Source organism: Paenibacillus sp. J31R34, assembly GCF_059383715.1.
Window position 1 is genome coordinate 14156 of sequence record NZ_JBXENU010000005.1, and the last position, 15475, is coordinate 29630.

A 15475-nucleotide genomic window follows, 5' to 3' on the forward strand; every position below is an offset into this window, starting at 1 on the left:
AAATCATGGAAGAGCAGTATGAATTTCAAAATATTATTTTATAGAAGGTATTGTTTCAATACCGTTATTAGAATGCTGGAAATTTGATGATGATATTAATGATTTTGATTTAGTCGAAATTACGCTTACTTTTACTGATGGAAGCAAACGATGGTGTCTTGTAACAACTCCCCAAAAACTAGTAAAACATTTTAGCAGGGATAACCTTGATCCGCCAGGCTTTAATATACAACATTTAATAGTTAACAAGACATTAGATTTAAGTGACGTTGACAAGATTTTGAAACATTTGGATGAACAAGATAAATTAATAATTTCCAGTAAACCCTTATTTGAGTGCTGATATTAAAAAAGAAAAGGCATTGCATAGTATCGTATTCAAGCTGTGGATTTAGGAGTTTGGTTTAATGGATAAAGGAGAGCTGTACAGGATGAAAGCATATTTACAGGCAAATAAAAACGGAGAATTCTATAATGTGAATGCTTTTATTGCAAACGAAGGTTTTACGTCATTAGGGTGGGAGACCATTAAGTTTAGTGATATAGCAGAAATCAAAGAAAATAATCCCGAAGATTTAGTAGTTGGCGGAATTGGCAATGTGAGAAAGCGTCTTGAAATTTTAGGTGTAGAAAGGAATCAAGGAGAAATCGATTATCCGAATTCCTTGTCTCATTATTTTGGCAGAAAAATATGGACGACAACTACTCAAGAGCTTTTTGAAAATAAACAGAACTGGAACGTTTTTATAAAGCCAAAAGACATTACAAAAAAGTTTGCTGGAACCGTTGTAAGAGAATATAAAGATTTTATCGGATTAGTTGAAGAAAATGAGGATACGAATATTTGGTGCTCAGAAGTTATTGATTTTACAACGGAATGGCGTTGTTTTATACGATACGGACAAATACTTGATATTAGATATTATAAAGGTGCTTGGGATTCGAAATTAGATTTAAATATTATAAAAAGTGCGGTTAGGGATTTTATTGATGCGCCAGCTGCATATGGGATGGATTTTGGAATAGATCAAGAAGGAAATATGAAGCTGGTAGAAATAAACGATGGTCATTCGCTAGGGAGTTATGGCATCAGTCCTCTGAACTATGCGAAATTTCTCTCTGCTAGATGGTCAGAATTAACCGGGACTACGGATTATTTAAGAAGATTATAGGTTAAGGGGCATCTTATCTGGCTCTGGGCTACAAAGACGTACAACTTTACTATCAGATATACTAGCGGAGAAGAATATTCAGACAACACGCGACCCGACCTAAGATAATAGTTATCTAGGGCCGGGTTATGTTGTAGATGGGGAACGATAAGTCAAATCACATGCAAATCCAAAAGTCAGTTTCTTAGGGGGCAAAATATGTTCAAATCAATCATAGATCAGGATTCCTACGTTTCATTTTTAGAAAATCGACACGCGGAGGAATTATATGAGCTAATTGATAATAGTCGAGATTCTATAGGAGAATGGCTTGATTTTCCCAATCACACACACGAAATAAACGATACAAGGAAATTTATCGAACGAACATTAAGTTCATTTGCAGTTAATAACGGTTATTGGGTTGGGATTTGGCATAAAGGAAAACTCGCAGGATCAATTGGCTATATATATTTTGATTGGCAAAGCAAGAAGACGGAAATCGGATATTGGTTATCTCAGGATTTTGAAGGAATAGGTTTAGCAACTAAGGCATGTTCCGTATTTATGAAACATGCTTTTGAAGAACTTAAATTAAACAAAGTTGAAATATGCATGGCTACCAGCAATATTAGAAGTAGAGCCGTTCCAGAGCGCCTAGGGTTTAAGGAAGAGGGAACCGTTCGATGCTTCGAATTTCTAAACGGCAAATATTTAGATCGAGTAACTTACGGGATGATTGGTGAAGAGTGGAGTGGTAATTCCAAAGTTTAATTGATTGAAAGTGACGATGTAAGCTTCCTTTTCCTATATTTTCTAATATGCAGATATCATTCATGCTTAAGGCATGGTAAACCCCTATACGAAAACATTATTCCAGCCTTCTCCATAATCAATTGTTTTGTCACTCCGCGAAATAAACGCATTTTGTTCCTCGCTTACCCTTCTCGAAACCCGACCGGTCGATCCAATTAAGCTATAATTTCACTTAAATTTCAATGTAATAAAAATGAGGGACAGGGTGCACGGGAAGTTCACTAGGATGTTCTATTGAAAATTGTACTGTAGTGATATATAATGTACTGCAATGATAAGTACATTGTTGGGAAGTGAGCTTGATTGGAAATTATTATCAGCAGCAACTCGAGTAAGCCTATCTATGAACAAATTACAACACAAATCAAAGCAATGGTAATGCAGGGAGAATTAAAAACAGGCGACCCGATTCCGTCTATGCGCTCGCTCGCCAAGACGATTCATGTAAGTGTAATTACAGTGCAAAAGGCATATGAAGATTTGCAACGAGATGGGTTTATTGAAACGACAGTTGGACGAGGCAGTTTTATATCTGCACAGAATCGGGATTTTATACAAGAAGAGCAGCAGAAAAAAATTGAAGAGTATTTAATGCTGGCTGCGGAAACCGCACGAACAAGCGGCATAAAATTAGAACAGCTTACGGAGCTACTAAACATGTTCTACAAGGGGGACTAGCCGATGAATTATTGTTTGGAAGTTAAAAATCTGTCGACGGCCTATGCCGGGTCTAATTTTCGTTTGGATAATGTCTCTTTTTCAATTCCTCAAGGAAGTATCATGGGATTTGTGGGGGAGAATGGAGCGGGCAAGACAACGACGTTTAGTTCAATTTTGAATACAATCAGGAGAGACAGCGGAAAGATCGAAATTTTTGGGGAGGAGATGACAGATGAGCAACCGGATATTCGCAACCATATCGGGGTTGTGTTTGATGCCATTAATTTTCCGGGGGATCTCACTGCTGATAAGTTAGCTGCAGTGTTCAAAGATATTTATCAAAAATGGGACGATGATCTCTTTCAGAGTCTAATTCGCAGACTTCAGGTGCCTGCTCACATTAAAGTAAAAGACTTGTCGCGTGGCATGACGATGAAGTTGGCCACGGCAGTGGCTATGTCACATGGAGCAAAACTGTTGCTGTTGGACGAGGCGACTTCTGGACTTGACCCTGTTGTCAGAGAAGAGATGCTGGATTTATTTTTAGAGTTTGTGGAAGATGAAGAACATTCCATTCTCATGTCTTCCCACATCACCAGCGACTTGGAAAAAATTGCAGACTATATCACATTTATTCACAATGGAAAAATCATTTTAACAGAGAAAAAAGATACGCTTTTATACAATTACGGAATTGCTCGTTGCAAATCGGAGCAGTTTCAGATTATTGACAAGTTGGAGTATCTCGCATACAGGAAAAGAGGACTGCAGATCGAATTGTTGATCTCTGACAAAGCTATGTTTGCCAAAAAGCATCGTGAAATCATCATTGATGATATAACCATTGATGAAATTATGTTGTTATTAGTCAAGGGGGATCAATAAATGAGGGGACTGCTCCGCAACAATTTTTATTCCATGGCAAGCAATATCCGACTTTCCTTAATAATGGCTGGATTTTTATCATTGGTTCCTTTGGTTCTTAAGGAGTCGGCCGTGATTCCCATGATTTTGTCCATACAAATATTCCTGTTTGTTGTCAATACCGGTACCTCGCTGCGAGTGGATGAAACTTCTAAATGGAACAAGTTTGAACTGACGCTGCCGATCAGGCGTCGTACCATTATTGGGGCGAAGTATGTGTCATTTACCTTACTAATCCTCCTTGGTGTGATGATGAGTTTGCTTACGCTTGGCATTGTGTACGTTGCAGGTTTTGAACTCGATCCTAAGATTGTGATACATAGTTATGGATTCGGGTTGACGTTGTCGATCACATTAGTGTCTTTGATGTATCCGATCATGTTGAAGATCGGCACGGGAAAAAATGAACTTGTCGTATTTTTCTCGGGCTTTGCTGCGATAGGGATGATGTTGGTACTTGCCGCATTACTGGCCCCTGTTACAGGAGGCATGCAGCTTCGTCACCCGCTGGTTGGTATGATTTCTTCGTGTATGGCAACAATCCTGTTTGTCATATCCTATTTTGTGTCAGTCCACATTCATCGGAAGAAAGAGTTCAAGTAATGTAAGAGTAGCGCCGCCACTACTTCACGCGGAATCGTAGTCGCTATAAGCAGGCATTCTTATTGAATGCAACCTACATCGGATGTTGGTAATTAGGGAGGGAAATAATGAAGCCATTATCTACAATCGTAATTATTTTAACCGTAGGAGTATTCATTTTTTTAAAGATTTTTCAAGATTCAATTCCTAAAATTAATGAGCCAATAACTAATCTATTCGTATTTGTAGGCTTCGTAATTTTTGCTGTTATATATGGCATTTCACGAATTAGAAAAAAATAGGCTCTTCACCGTTAGCAATGCAACGAGCAGGATAGCATCTTATGCAAGTCAGGTTTAGATGTTAGACGCTGATTTAAAGATGGCTGCAACGATATAATAACTCGAAGGAAGTTGATTCATATATTTGAAAAGATGTATGCAAAAAACGTAATGAATTCGCTGCACTATCTTTTTATCTACATTAGGTCTGAACCATTAAATCCTGTATTGAATCAAATACTGTATACCTATCAAGACTGGTTAGAGAAGGAGGTGAAAATGAACTATCGTTCAATCCAAAAACTTATAAACAATTTAAGAGCATTCAAAGAAGCTAATCCCTATAAAGAATCGATAATTTCTATACTGGAGAGATTTAGACCTTTTGCAAGAGCAAAAAATATCGAACGCGTCTATTTAAGCATTGCACCTATTCAGTACATAATAAGCAGCTTAATAGAATTAATTCGTTTGAATGAGATGGAGAAAATAAGTATGATGGCAAGTTCAATTCATAATTATCCGTCATTCATCCTTGGAGAATACAATTGTAACTCCATTGATTTTTGGAATGAGCATATTGAGTTCTACAATAGGACTTTTAAAAGTGATTTTATGAGTAATTGGAAGCATTTATTTATTGAAATTTATCCAAAAACAGGTATTGAAATTAAAGGAGGATGTTTTTAATGACTCTAGAACTCGTTTCATTAAAAATTCCCGATGATTGGCATGTATATTGGAATCATTTCTATGATCTAAAATCGAAGAATGTATAAATTAGAACCTTCCATATTTGATGGAGTTAGTCCAAAAGGAAAATATTTCGCTGGAGAGGCTTTCATGATTGCTTTCTAGTAGAAGCGGCAGCGGCGGAGAGCGCACTCATTCTTGGGCTAGAGCCGGGAACGCCTGTACTCAAACGGCTGTGCTTTTTTATAATGAGCGGTTTAGGGGAGAATGATACCATATGGCTAGTAATTGAATCTTTCAAAAAGGAGCTGCCTCTCATATGTCTAATCATGAAACGCTGCCAATTGGCACCTCTCACCGTTGTATTGCGGTAGACTTGATCGGGATGGGACGCTCCGAAAAGCCGGACATTGGCTAGACATTTCTGGAGCACGTCAATTATGTAACTCGATTTATTGAGCAGTTGGAGCTGGATAGCATGCAGTTGGATTTTTAATCAATGGGCTATTGAGAGCAATACGGTAAGTTGTAATAATGATCGAGTAGGTACGGGATCCGAAGCCGATTTGAAGCAGGCAACGGCTCCTTTTTTTACTGTAAAATTCTAAATTTGGTATACTGAAATAGACTGAAAGATTATTCATGTATGCATCGGTTTTGTAGATTGTACAGATGAGACATTTGAGGGTGATGATATGTATGACTATGTAAGTGTATATTCGGATCAGCATTATAGCAAAAAGATTAGAACAGAAATTATTGAAGCTTTTTTTGTTGAAACCTTACATTTTGAACTAACCAGTCGATTAAATTTCTCTAAAATGATTTGTGGTGAGCTAGTTACTGCACAAGGTATTTCTGCCAATCAGAATGGAAACTATGCTTTTGATACTTTAGATGATGTTAAGGAAATAAATCTAATTGAAATAGATATCCCCCAAGCAAGCACCGGGCAAATGGAAGACGAAATTAAAGAAATCGTGTATGCAATAGCCACAGAATTTTCATGGATCGTGGATTTACGGGAATGATTAGGGAGTGGAGCAGCACTGTGGAGGGGAAAATAAATGGGGATGGATTTTACAGCTTATCAGGCTCATTACTTGAATGAAGCAGGTATAAATCAGTTTTTTGAAGATTTGACTCAGACGGAGTCGCATTTTCCTGCAATTCATACCTTTATTCAAGAAATTATACGACAAAATCCAACAGACAATAGAGAGTGGCGACTCTTCTTTGATGATTCAACTGCGACCCACGTTATTAGCGGGCCAGGAGGATTTGGTTTAACTTTATCAGAGAAAGTATGTCTATTTGATCATTTTATAAGATGGGGAGCATTCATAGTAAATCCTAAAGCGCAATTCGTTTTACGAAATGTTTGCTATGAGCTTAAAGCCTATTTTAAATCGTCATTTGTTATTTATGTACCAGACAATGCTGCTATGGAATCTGTCATTATGGATTTCATATGGAAAGATCAAAACCGGGATATTGAATACATGAAAGATTGGCTATTGGAGAACTGCGGAAAACCTAAGGATAAAATTAGAGATATTTATAAAAAACAAGGACAGTCTTGGGTGTATGATGGATACTATATCGATTATTTTCAAGATTTTAAAAGCTTATAGAAGATGAGCTTAGGCATGATTTAACGAACTGTTTCCCAGTGACGGGACATCTTTCTTTGGATTGCTGGTGGATGAAGGCATTGAAGAGCTTCAAAAGAGATGGCAAGCGATATAACGGTTTTATTTTCAGAGTGCAAGAGCAGGATTTGCCGACCTATTTTAATCATTTTATAGGGGCTACAACAGGGGATAAATTTGAGAAGCCTATAGCAACGCTAGCCCAGCTAGGGGAACAAATGAAAAACACAATTATTTGGCGAATTGGCGAGAGATCCGTATGGCATACATACTTGAGGACTACCAAATCGTATTAACGAAATCAATCGAGGCGAACCGAATCATTCGGGTTATACCGCCAACGGAGCAATTCGGTACAAGATTATATAAAAACAAGAAACAGAAATATGATAAGGGCCAATGGAAGGAAGCCCAGCGCTTCGACTAAAGGCTCATTTTTGGAGTATAAGGAGCTTTTATGGACATTGAAATCAATATGTTTCTCATCATAGGCATATTTATTGTGCTGGCAGCGGGGTTTGTTCAAGGATTAACGAGCTTTGGCTTCGCGTTAGTTACCATGCCTTTTTTGGTGAAAATGATTCCGCTGCAAGAGGTCGTTCCGATCGTTGTCATCCTCAGTCTATGTACAAATATTATCGTACTCCTAAATAGTTGGCGGCATGTAGCCATTCAGAAAATATGGATATTAATCCTTTCCAGCCTATTGGCTGCCCCGCTGGGAACCTTATTGCTGGTCTATCTCCGTGCAGATCTTTTAAAAGGCTTTACGGGAATATTAATTATTGCTTTTGCTGGCATACTTTTATCAGGGAAATCCTTCCCTGTTCGTAATGATAAAATCGCTTTTATACCTATCGGCATGACAAGTGGGTTATTAAATGGAAGCATCTCGCTCAGCGGTCCTCCGGTTGCTTTGTTTTTGTCCAATCAGGGATACAGCAAAAATGAATTTAGAGCCAACATCACGGTTTACGGCGTTATTTTAAACATGATCACAATCGGTACATTTTATTATAGCGGCCTGCTGACTCCAAAAGTGATGATGTACACATCGCTATTTGTCCCAAGCATGTTAATCGGTGTTTTCATTGGCATTATAGCGATCAAAAAGCTAGATGACCAGCTATTTAAAAAGCTGACCTTGTGGCTCATCATCCTCTCGGGGTTGTGGACGATTCTGGGTTCGTTGAAGCTTGTGTAGAGTAACTTGCATGTGAATTTTAAAGTGACGAGGGTAGAATTAGCCTAAGTATAATTACTGAAAATCTTGCTAGGGGAGTTGATTGAGAAGTGGATCATATTCGGTATCCTATAGGTCAGTTTAAACCAGTAATCAATTTAACAAATGAAGAACGTGTTTTCTTCATCAATCAAATACCAAAAATTACAAAGACATTAAGGACTATTTTGAATGATTTGGAGCCTGCTCAAATTAATATTCCATACCGCAAAGATGGCTGGACAATAAAGCAAATCGTTCATCATCTTGCTGATAATGATATGAATGCTTACTTAAGATTTAAGAGGGCGCTAACGGAAGATGGACCGATGGGAAACTCTTATCGGGAAGACTTATGGGCACAATTAAGCGACTATGAAAATATACCTATTGAAGACTCTTTATTACTAATTGAAATATTGCATAGACGATTTCTGATCTTGCTTAACCATTTAAAAACGGAAGATTTCAGGCGAATCTTGAAGACTCAAGTTTTAGGAGATATAACATTGGATATAGCACTTCAAAGATTTGTATGGCATAACCAGCATCACATAGCTCAAATCCAATCTTCTGTTCAAGCGAATAACTGGCCAGTTTGGGCCACAGAACCAGTTGAAATTAAAACCCCTGATCCCGCTTGGTTAATAAAGGGGACACAAGAAGTTAAGCGATTAAGAGAAACTCTTTATCCTTTCGGAGTGAGAGATATAGAACATATTGGTAGTACTTCAATTCCCAATCTTCCAGCCAAACCAATTATTGATATGATGGCAAAAATCAAGTCCTATAATGATTTAGAGGAGATCATTGAAAGTTTGAAAGCTAATAATTGGAGTTATGTTCCATATGAACTGGATGGACATGAGTGGAGAAGATTTTTTGTCAAAGTTAAAAATGATAGAAGAGAATGTCATCTTCATTTGATGCTAGAGGACGAAGAGCATTGGGGACAACAAATTAAATTCAGAAATAAACTTCGTGAACAGCCTAATTTGGCTGAGCAATATGCCGAACTAAAAAGAAAGTTAGCAGAAGAAAACAGAGAAGACAGAGAAGCTTATACGGAGGCAAAAACCGACTTTATAAAAAGTATATTAGAATCGGAATAATAGTTTGGTGTTTGGGAGAATCATATTTATGAGGTGACAACGGTATGTTCTATGTTAATGCAAGAGCATTTATTGAGAGAAAACGTAATAATGGTACTGAAATTATTGTCCAAGTTCGTAATAAGAAAAATGAAGAAGCTATAGAACTGCCTGGCGGAAGATTGGAACCCTATGAATCTATATTAGATGGATTAAAACGAGAGGTACTTGAAGAAACAGGTTTGATCGTTACAGAAGTAGAAGGCAGTGAAAAGCGTATTGACACGGTTGGCATTAATTCTGAATTTGAAGTGGAATGCTTAGAGCCCTATTGTGTGTATCAGACCATTAAGGGACCCGTTGACTCAATAGGAATGTACTTTATTTGTAGAGCAGAGGGGCAATTATTAGCTGAAGGAGATGAAACCTTACATATTCGATGGGAAGCTATTGATGATATTTATCAACTAATGAAAAATGACCCGCGACAATTTTCAGATGTTGATCGAGCAGGACTGAAATACTATTTAAAACATAAGTTTGGAAAGCCATTTGAATAAGACTGCATAGGGGCCAAATCAGAATGATTAGAAAAAGATACAGAAGTCTAATATTAAGTTACTGATTGAACCGAAAAGATTTCAGGAGAGGATGAAAATATATGTCGGCTAAGGGATTTACGCACTGTCTTCAAATTTTTCCAAGCTCTGATATGAACAAGACAGCAGCCTTTTATGAATTACTTGGATTTAGAGCCGTTCGTTATCTTGATTCAGAGGAACCACATATTTGTTTATATAGGGATCAAATAGAGATTGTTTTAACAAAATCGACTAAAGAAGTTATCGCACCTAATCGAGAAATTCATGGTTATGGATATGATGCTTATTTTATAACAAATAACCAGGAGGAAATGGAGAATGAGTTTAGGAAATTAGGAGTTAAGATTGTACGACCTTTGTCAACGACGGACTATAGCAACAAGGAATTTGTATTTGAAGATATAGATAGAAGATGGATTGCTGTTGGCAACAAACAGTAAGGGGTGGGAAATGGATAACAATATTCGAGCTAGTCAATCGAAAAAGCTTTCTGACAATGAACAAGTATCAGAATATCTTGGGCAACTGGAGCACCCCTTGAAAACAGAGATTGAAGAGGCTCGCCAAATCATTTTAGGTATTAATGATCAAATAACAGAGCGTATTAAATGGAATGCGCCGAGTTTTTGCATGAACAATCAAGATAGAATAACCTTCAACTTCCGGGTGAAAGAAGGGTTTCGCCTTGTTTTTCATTGTGGTTCCAAGAAAACAGCATACGAGAATAAAGGTCCCCTTTTTAAAGATGAGACCGAACTATTGGATTGGGTTACGGGTGATAGAGCAACCATACATATTACATCTGCCAGTGATTTTGAAGATAAACGAAATAAATTAATCGAAGTGGCAACCAATTGGATAGAAGCGACAAAAAATATTTGAAAACGCAGCGGGCATGAAGGGCGGAAATCATGGGAGCTGCCTCAGAACCGATCGGATTAGGTCAAACCGTAACTTTTGAAGCCACTCATTTCTTAGTAAGACAAAGGCTGACCTCGAAAATGACGGAATATCAGGAGCCTTTTTTATTTGTCGATGACATGCAACAGGGAGCGTTTAAAAGCTTAAGGCATGTACACGAATTCAAGCAACTAGGTGATAAGACTATAATGACGGATACGCTGTATTTTGAAGCCCCATTTGGATTGATTGGAAAAGCAGTTGAAAGACTTATACTTAAAAAATATATGAAAAAGTTTTTAGAGCATCGAAATCAACAATTAAAAATATGGATCGAAGAACGTTAGGTGAAATCTTTGTCAGTAACAAGGAGAAAACATGAAGGTATTTAGAAAAAAGTTAATACCTATTATTGTACGTCATCGTTTGTTCATAGGTGTAGTTAACGAAAGATCATATGATGTCGTTTTTCGAGCTTACTCTGGCAAACATCGTAATTCATTCATTGAGATCATTTTTGATTGGAAAGAGTGCTATTATATTAATCTTTATAAGCCATTAATTAGATCTGTCTTAATTGATTATGGTTTGAAGGCGGGTTGGAATCCTAATCGGCCCAATCAAACTTTAGTCATAAAGGACAGTAAACAGTTAATAGATGAATTAACACTGAGGGATTTATAATTTAGAAGGAAGGTGATTGCTATGTGCAGATACGCCATGTATGGTCCCTATAAAGATATCTATGCCTGTTTCAGCTGTAGAAAAGTATTCAAGCAAACATCTGATCAAGAACTAAGCAAAGCCGAAATAGGGAATAGGGATTATAAATGTCCGCAATGCAGTGAAATCATGAAGGATATGGGGCATGACTTCCAGGCTCCTAAAAAAGATGATATTAAACAGTGGATGAAAGTAGAGATTTTATATCGTAATGGATTTACTTATCATTCTTGTGGTTGTGGCGTAGGTTATAGACCAGCAGCTGTATCCGAAGTGGAACAATTTTTTGGGAAAAATAGAGTGTTTAAGTCCGCTGGAGAAGCGTTATTAAACCGTCTAACGATGAAGCAATAATTTATATGGAGATGAGGTAGGGACACTATTGATCAACGAATTAAAACAATGGGCGATTCAATATGACATTGAAAAGACAACTCTTGCTAGCTTTTGGATATGCTTTAACAACTATATTGAAGAAGAGCCAGTTGAATTTCATGAAGTATTTGGCGATGATTTCGATAATATATTTTTAACCGTTAAAATGGAAAGTGTAGCTTTATTCCTTGATAAGTGGGATGAATCAACAGATAACGAACTGATTTCATATGGCTTTGATTATGTTGTATCCTATATTCCAATTGTATATAAAGCCAAAAAGATCGGATTATATAAGCTGCTTTTCACGCTGGAAGGCGAAGCTTTTGACGATTTCTTTATTCTTGAATAAGGGTAGTTTTATGCGTCTACCAGATTTAATCAAAATAATATATTCAAAAAGCAGAAGGTCCTATTCATACAGGGGTTTCTGCTTTTTGGTTTATATGAGGACTTTACTTGCGTTATCACGAGTCGCATATGCTATTAAAATGATTGAGAATATATTGCCTTATTTTCCAATAATATGTTATTGTGTTGAGGGGGAGACGGATGATTCCTTTGGTTGATTATGCTTGCAAATGTCGATCCTTGATTACAACGCAAGCTAGATTGGTGAAGAAGGGAGGCGTGGGATTCTTGTATCGTTGACTATGAGTAATCATGGTAACGGTTCTGTTTGTTGCACAACCAAATAACCTTAGCGGAGGTTTAGACATGCTCGCAAAAATGAAGAAATACGGCGTTTGCAGTTTAGCTTTTATCTTGCTGACTACCATAGTTTTTACGGGATGGAGCGCTCAGGCATCGGCAGCAACACCAATTACATCCGATTTCAGGTCATTGCAGGCTTCGCAAATCGTTTCCGAAATGGGTGCAGGATGGAACTTGGGCAATCAGCTTGAGGCGACGGTGAATGGTACACCAAGCGAGACAGCCTGGGGCAATCCGGTCATTACAGCAGCGCTGATAAAAAAGGTGAAGGCAGCAGGCTTTAAAACGATTCGCATCCCCGTCTCCTACTTGAATCATATTGGAAGCGCTCCCAACTATACGATTAATTCCGCCTGGCTGGACCGAGTGAAAACGGTCGTTGACTATGCCTACAATGAAGGTCTATATGTTGTTATTAATATTCATGGCGATGGCTATAATTCCATCCAAGGTGGATGGTTGCTGGTCAATAGCGGAAATCAGGCTGCCATCAAGGAGAAATACCAGCGTGTTTGGCAGCAAATCGCCAACAAGTTTATCAACTATGACGAGCGGCTTATTTTGGAATCGATGAATGAAGTGTTTGACGGTACTTACGGAAATCCAAATTCGGCCTACTACGCTAATCTTAATGCATACAATCAAATCTTCGTGGATACGGTCAGGAAGACCGGGGGCAATAACAGTGCCAGATGGTTGCTGATTCCAGGCTGGAATACGAATATTGACCATACCGTTGGCAATTATGGCTTCGTCCTCCCAACGGACACGTATAGGTCCTCTACAATCCCTATCTCGGAGAAAAGAATCATGATTTCCGTACACTATTATTCCCCTTGGGATTTTGCAGGCGAGGAAAACGGAAATATTACGCAATGGGGAGCCACTGCCACGAATCCTTCCAAAAGGTCTACTTGGGGACAGGAGGATTACCTGAACGCACAGCTAAGTTCCGTGTATAATAAGTTTGTGACTCAAGGCTACCCTGCTGTAATTGGCGAATTTGGCGCGATTGACAAAACTGCAAATGATTCCACAAACAATTTGTACCGCGCAGCATTCGCCAAAGCCGTTACATCAACCGCCAAGAGATACAAAATGGTTCCTGTATACTGGGATAACGGCCACAATGGCCAGCACGGATTTGCGCTGTTCAATCGTTCCAACAACACCGTAACACAGCAAGGCATTATTAATGCAATTATGCAAGGCATCCAATAATTGCTCATTTAACTGAATCGGTGAAATCGGCGTGCTCCTTGCAAAAAGGAGCGCGTCGTTTTTTTTAGAAATTGTTAGGATGGACGATATAACCTTTTAGCCGTTAAAATGGAAAATGTACCTATCATACGGCTTTAATTATGCTGTATCCCATACACCAATTGTATATCGAGCAAATCAAATAGATCAACAACGAAAGGGTGAGCAGCCATGTTATGCATTTCTGTCGAAAACATTCAAACGCTCAATCATAAAAATAAACGAACAGAAGAAAAGGATGGTTCTTGATTGGAAACTAAAAATAGCAGTAATGTACCTATACGATTTTTCATTAATGACGAAATTAAGCTTGAAAAAAATGCGTTGGCAGAGCTGGACCAGCTCCTGACGGTGAATGAATCGGTCGAAACACTGAAGCGGCACCAGACCGGCTATTTTTCAAATGCGGATGCCAAGATCGAAGAGGTTTCAATTACGCCGGACTTCCATAAAGGAAGCGGTATCCCGATTGGCACGACGATTCTTACAAAAGGCTTCGTCATACCCCAAGCTGTAGGCAATGACATTAACTGCGGCATGCGGCTGTACACGACTTCGCTTCAGGAGGACGACATTCGTTCCAATCTCAAAAAATTGGAAGCCGACATTCGCCACATTTTCTTCGAAGGCGGACGCAATATCCCGATGACAAGGTCGCAGCGCGAAGCGATTTTCAAAGAAGGTTTAATGGGTGTTTTGGCATCGCATCAAGGGAGCAAAAGCGAAGGGCTATGGGATTTTTATAACGCGAGTCAGCAAGAGCGGGACCTTTCCAGAGTAAACCGCTCTGGCTCGTTTATTGCAGGCGAAGTAGACGGACTCGACAGCTTTCTAGGCAGCCCGGGGCTTTCCTATGACAGCCAGATTGGCTCGATTGGCGGAGGGAACCATTTTGTAGAGATACAAAAGGTAGTTAATATACGCAACCATGCCTTGGCTAACGAGTGGAATATTAAGAAGGGCCAAGTGGTTGTGATGATTCATACGGGTTCCGTATCGATTGGACATCATGCAGGCCTCCATATAAAAGAAATGCTGAAAGACATTTATCCAGCATCATTAAAGCATCCAAGCAATGGCATCTATGTGCTGCCGCAATCTGAGCAGTATGCGCTGCAATGGAAGCGTTACTGGAATCTCCTTCACAATGCGGCTAATTTTGCTTTTGCGAATCGCTTGTTTTTGGGACTTATGCTGCAAAAAGCATTGCATCAAAGCTTGAAATCGTTCGATTATCAATTGCTGTACGATGCGCCGCATAATTTTGTTTGGGAAGAAACGATCGATGGCAGTGCGGGTTTTATCCACCGCAAAGGGGCCTGCACAGCGAAGTCGGCAGAACAAATGATGAATACGCCTTTTCAATATACGGGGGAGCCTGTATTCATCCCGGGATCGATGGGTGCAAAAAGCTATATTCTTGCAGGACTCGGCAATCGGGAGAGCCTGTTCAGTGCCAGCCACGGCGCGGGCAGAAGTCTTTCCCGAGGCGACTCCATCAAGGTGGATGATGCTTTATTCCGGGAGTTTATTGCCAAGTTTAATGTGGTCACGCCGATTGATCCGAATCGCAACGATATTAAATCGCGGCCGGATATTTTAAAGAAATGGGAAGAGGAATTAAAGAAGGAAGCTCCCTATGCCTACAAGGATATCAATGCCATTATTGAATCCCATGAGGAGCACGGCATGGCCCAAGTCGTAGCGGAAGTAGAACCGATTTTAACGATTAAAGGCTAACCAACCGTGTATAGCTTTAAACCCCAAAAAACCGCCTGTCGAATGTCGAAAGACAATGACAAGCGGTTTCTTGATGTTACAAGATGTTG

The 15475-nt window shown here is 38.9% G+C and carries 19 protein-coding genes; all 19 read left to right on the forward strand.

Features of this window, described 5'->3' with window-relative positions; translation table 11 throughout:
* Positions 1–407 precede the first annotated feature (407 nt).
* The 19 genes from AC50YG_RS15110 to AC50YG_RS15200 all read left to right on the forward strand — a co-directional run bounded on the left by AC50YG_RS15110 (position 408) and on the right by AC50YG_RS15200 (position 15386).
* Positions 408–1172, forward strand: coding sequence for an ATP-grasp domain-containing protein (locus AC50YG_RS15110; protein ID WP_494827833.1), 765 nt, complete (start codon positions 408–410; stop codon positions 1170–1172).
* 198 nt (positions 1173–1370) lie between these two features.
* Positions 1371–1925, forward strand: a complete 555-nt coding sequence (locus AC50YG_RS15115) for a GNAT family N-acetyltransferase (RefSeq protein ID WP_494827835.1) — start codon at positions 1371–1373, stop codon at positions 1923–1925.
* Positions 1926–2270: 345 nt separating this feature from the next.
* The gene (locus AC50YG_RS15120; protein ID WP_494827837.1) at positions 2271–2645 is read left to right on the forward strand and encodes a GntR family transcriptional regulator; all 375 of its coding nucleotides are present in this window, start codon (positions 2271–2273) and stop codon (positions 2643–2645) included.
* 3 nt (positions 2646–2648) lie between these two features.
* A complete protein-coding gene (locus tag AC50YG_RS15125) occupies positions 2649–3512 on the forward strand; it encodes an ABC transporter ATP-binding protein (protein WP_494827838.1) in 864 nt (287 codons plus the stop codon).
* On the forward strand, positions 3513–4154 hold the full coding sequence (locus AC50YG_RS15130) for an ABC-2 transporter permease (RefSeq protein ID WP_494827840.1): 642 nt from the start codon (positions 3513–3515) through the stop codon (positions 4152–4154).
* A gap of 539 nt (positions 4155–4693) precedes the next feature.
* On the forward strand, positions 4694–5104 hold the full coding sequence (locus tag AC50YG_RS15135) for a hypothetical protein (protein ID WP_494827841.1): 411 nt from the start codon (positions 4694–4696) through the stop codon (positions 5102–5104).
* A gap of 698 nt (positions 5105–5802) precedes the next feature.
* Positions 5803–6138: a hypothetical protein gene (locus AC50YG_RS15140; protein ID WP_494827842.1), complete on the forward strand. Its 336-nt coding sequence runs from the start codon at positions 5803–5805 to the stop codon at positions 6136–6138.
* Between the two features lie 36 nt (positions 6139–6174).
* Positions 6175–6741, forward strand: coding sequence for a hypothetical protein (locus AC50YG_RS15145; RefSeq protein WP_494827844.1), 567 nt, complete (start codon positions 6175–6177; stop codon positions 6739–6741).
* A 277-nt stretch (positions 6742–7018) separates the two neighbouring features.
* On the forward strand, positions 7019–7186 hold the full coding sequence (locus AC50YG_RS15150; protein ID WP_494827845.1) for a hypothetical protein: 168 nt from the start codon (positions 7019–7021) through the stop codon (positions 7184–7186).
* Between the two features lie 30 nt (positions 7187–7216).
* Complete coding sequence (locus AC50YG_RS15155) at positions 7217–7963, forward strand: sulfite exporter TauE/SafE family protein (protein WP_494827847.1); 747 nt, start codon at positions 7217–7219, stop codon at positions 7961–7963.
* 89 nt (positions 7964–8052) lie between these two features.
* A complete protein-coding gene (locus tag AC50YG_RS15160; protein WP_494827849.1) occupies positions 8053–9093 on the forward strand; it encodes a YfiT family bacillithiol transferase in 1041 nt (346 codons plus the stop codon).
* Positions 9094–9137: 44 nt separating this feature from the next.
* Entirely contained in the window at positions 9138–9632 is a 495-nt protein-coding gene (locus AC50YG_RS15165; RefSeq protein WP_494827850.1) for an NUDIX hydrolase, read from the forward strand.
* Between the two features lie 101 nt (positions 9633–9733).
* A complete protein-coding gene (locus AC50YG_RS15170; protein WP_494827851.1) occupies positions 9734–10114 on the forward strand; it encodes a VOC family protein in 381 nt (126 codons plus the stop codon).
* Positions 10115–10124: 10 nt separating this feature from the next.
* Entirely contained in the window at positions 10125–10556 is a 432-nt protein-coding gene (locus tag AC50YG_RS15175; RefSeq protein WP_494827853.1) for a DUF1801 domain-containing protein, read from the forward strand.
* 29 nt (positions 10557–10585) lie between these two features.
* Positions 10586–10921, forward strand: a complete 336-nt coding sequence (locus AC50YG_RS15180) for an SRPBCC family protein (protein ID WP_494827855.1) — start codon at positions 10586–10588, stop codon at positions 10919–10921.
* A 358-nt stretch (positions 10922–11279) separates the two neighbouring features.
* A complete protein-coding gene (locus AC50YG_RS15185) occupies positions 11280–11651 on the forward strand; it encodes a hypothetical protein (RefSeq protein WP_494827857.1) in 372 nt (123 codons plus the stop codon).
* A gap of 28 nt (positions 11652–11679) precedes the next feature.
* Positions 11680–12024 carry a hypothetical protein gene (locus AC50YG_RS15190; protein ID WP_494827859.1) on the forward strand — a complete coding sequence of 115 codons (345 nt, stop codon included), beginning with the start codon at positions 11680–11682 and terminating at the stop codon, positions 12022–12024.
* A gap of 365 nt (positions 12025–12389) precedes the next feature.
* Positions 12390–13607 carry a glycoside hydrolase family 5 protein gene (locus AC50YG_RS15195; protein WP_494827860.1) on the forward strand — a complete coding sequence of 406 codons (1218 nt, stop codon included), beginning with the start codon at positions 12390–12392 and terminating at the stop codon, positions 13605–13607.
* Between the two features lie 288 nt (positions 13608–13895).
* The gene (locus tag AC50YG_RS15200) at positions 13896–15386 is read left to right on the forward strand and encodes an RtcB family protein (protein ID WP_494827862.1); all 1491 of its coding nucleotides are present in this window, start codon (positions 13896–13898) and stop codon (positions 15384–15386) included.
* The last annotated feature ends 89 nt before the right edge of the window (positions 15387–15475 follow it).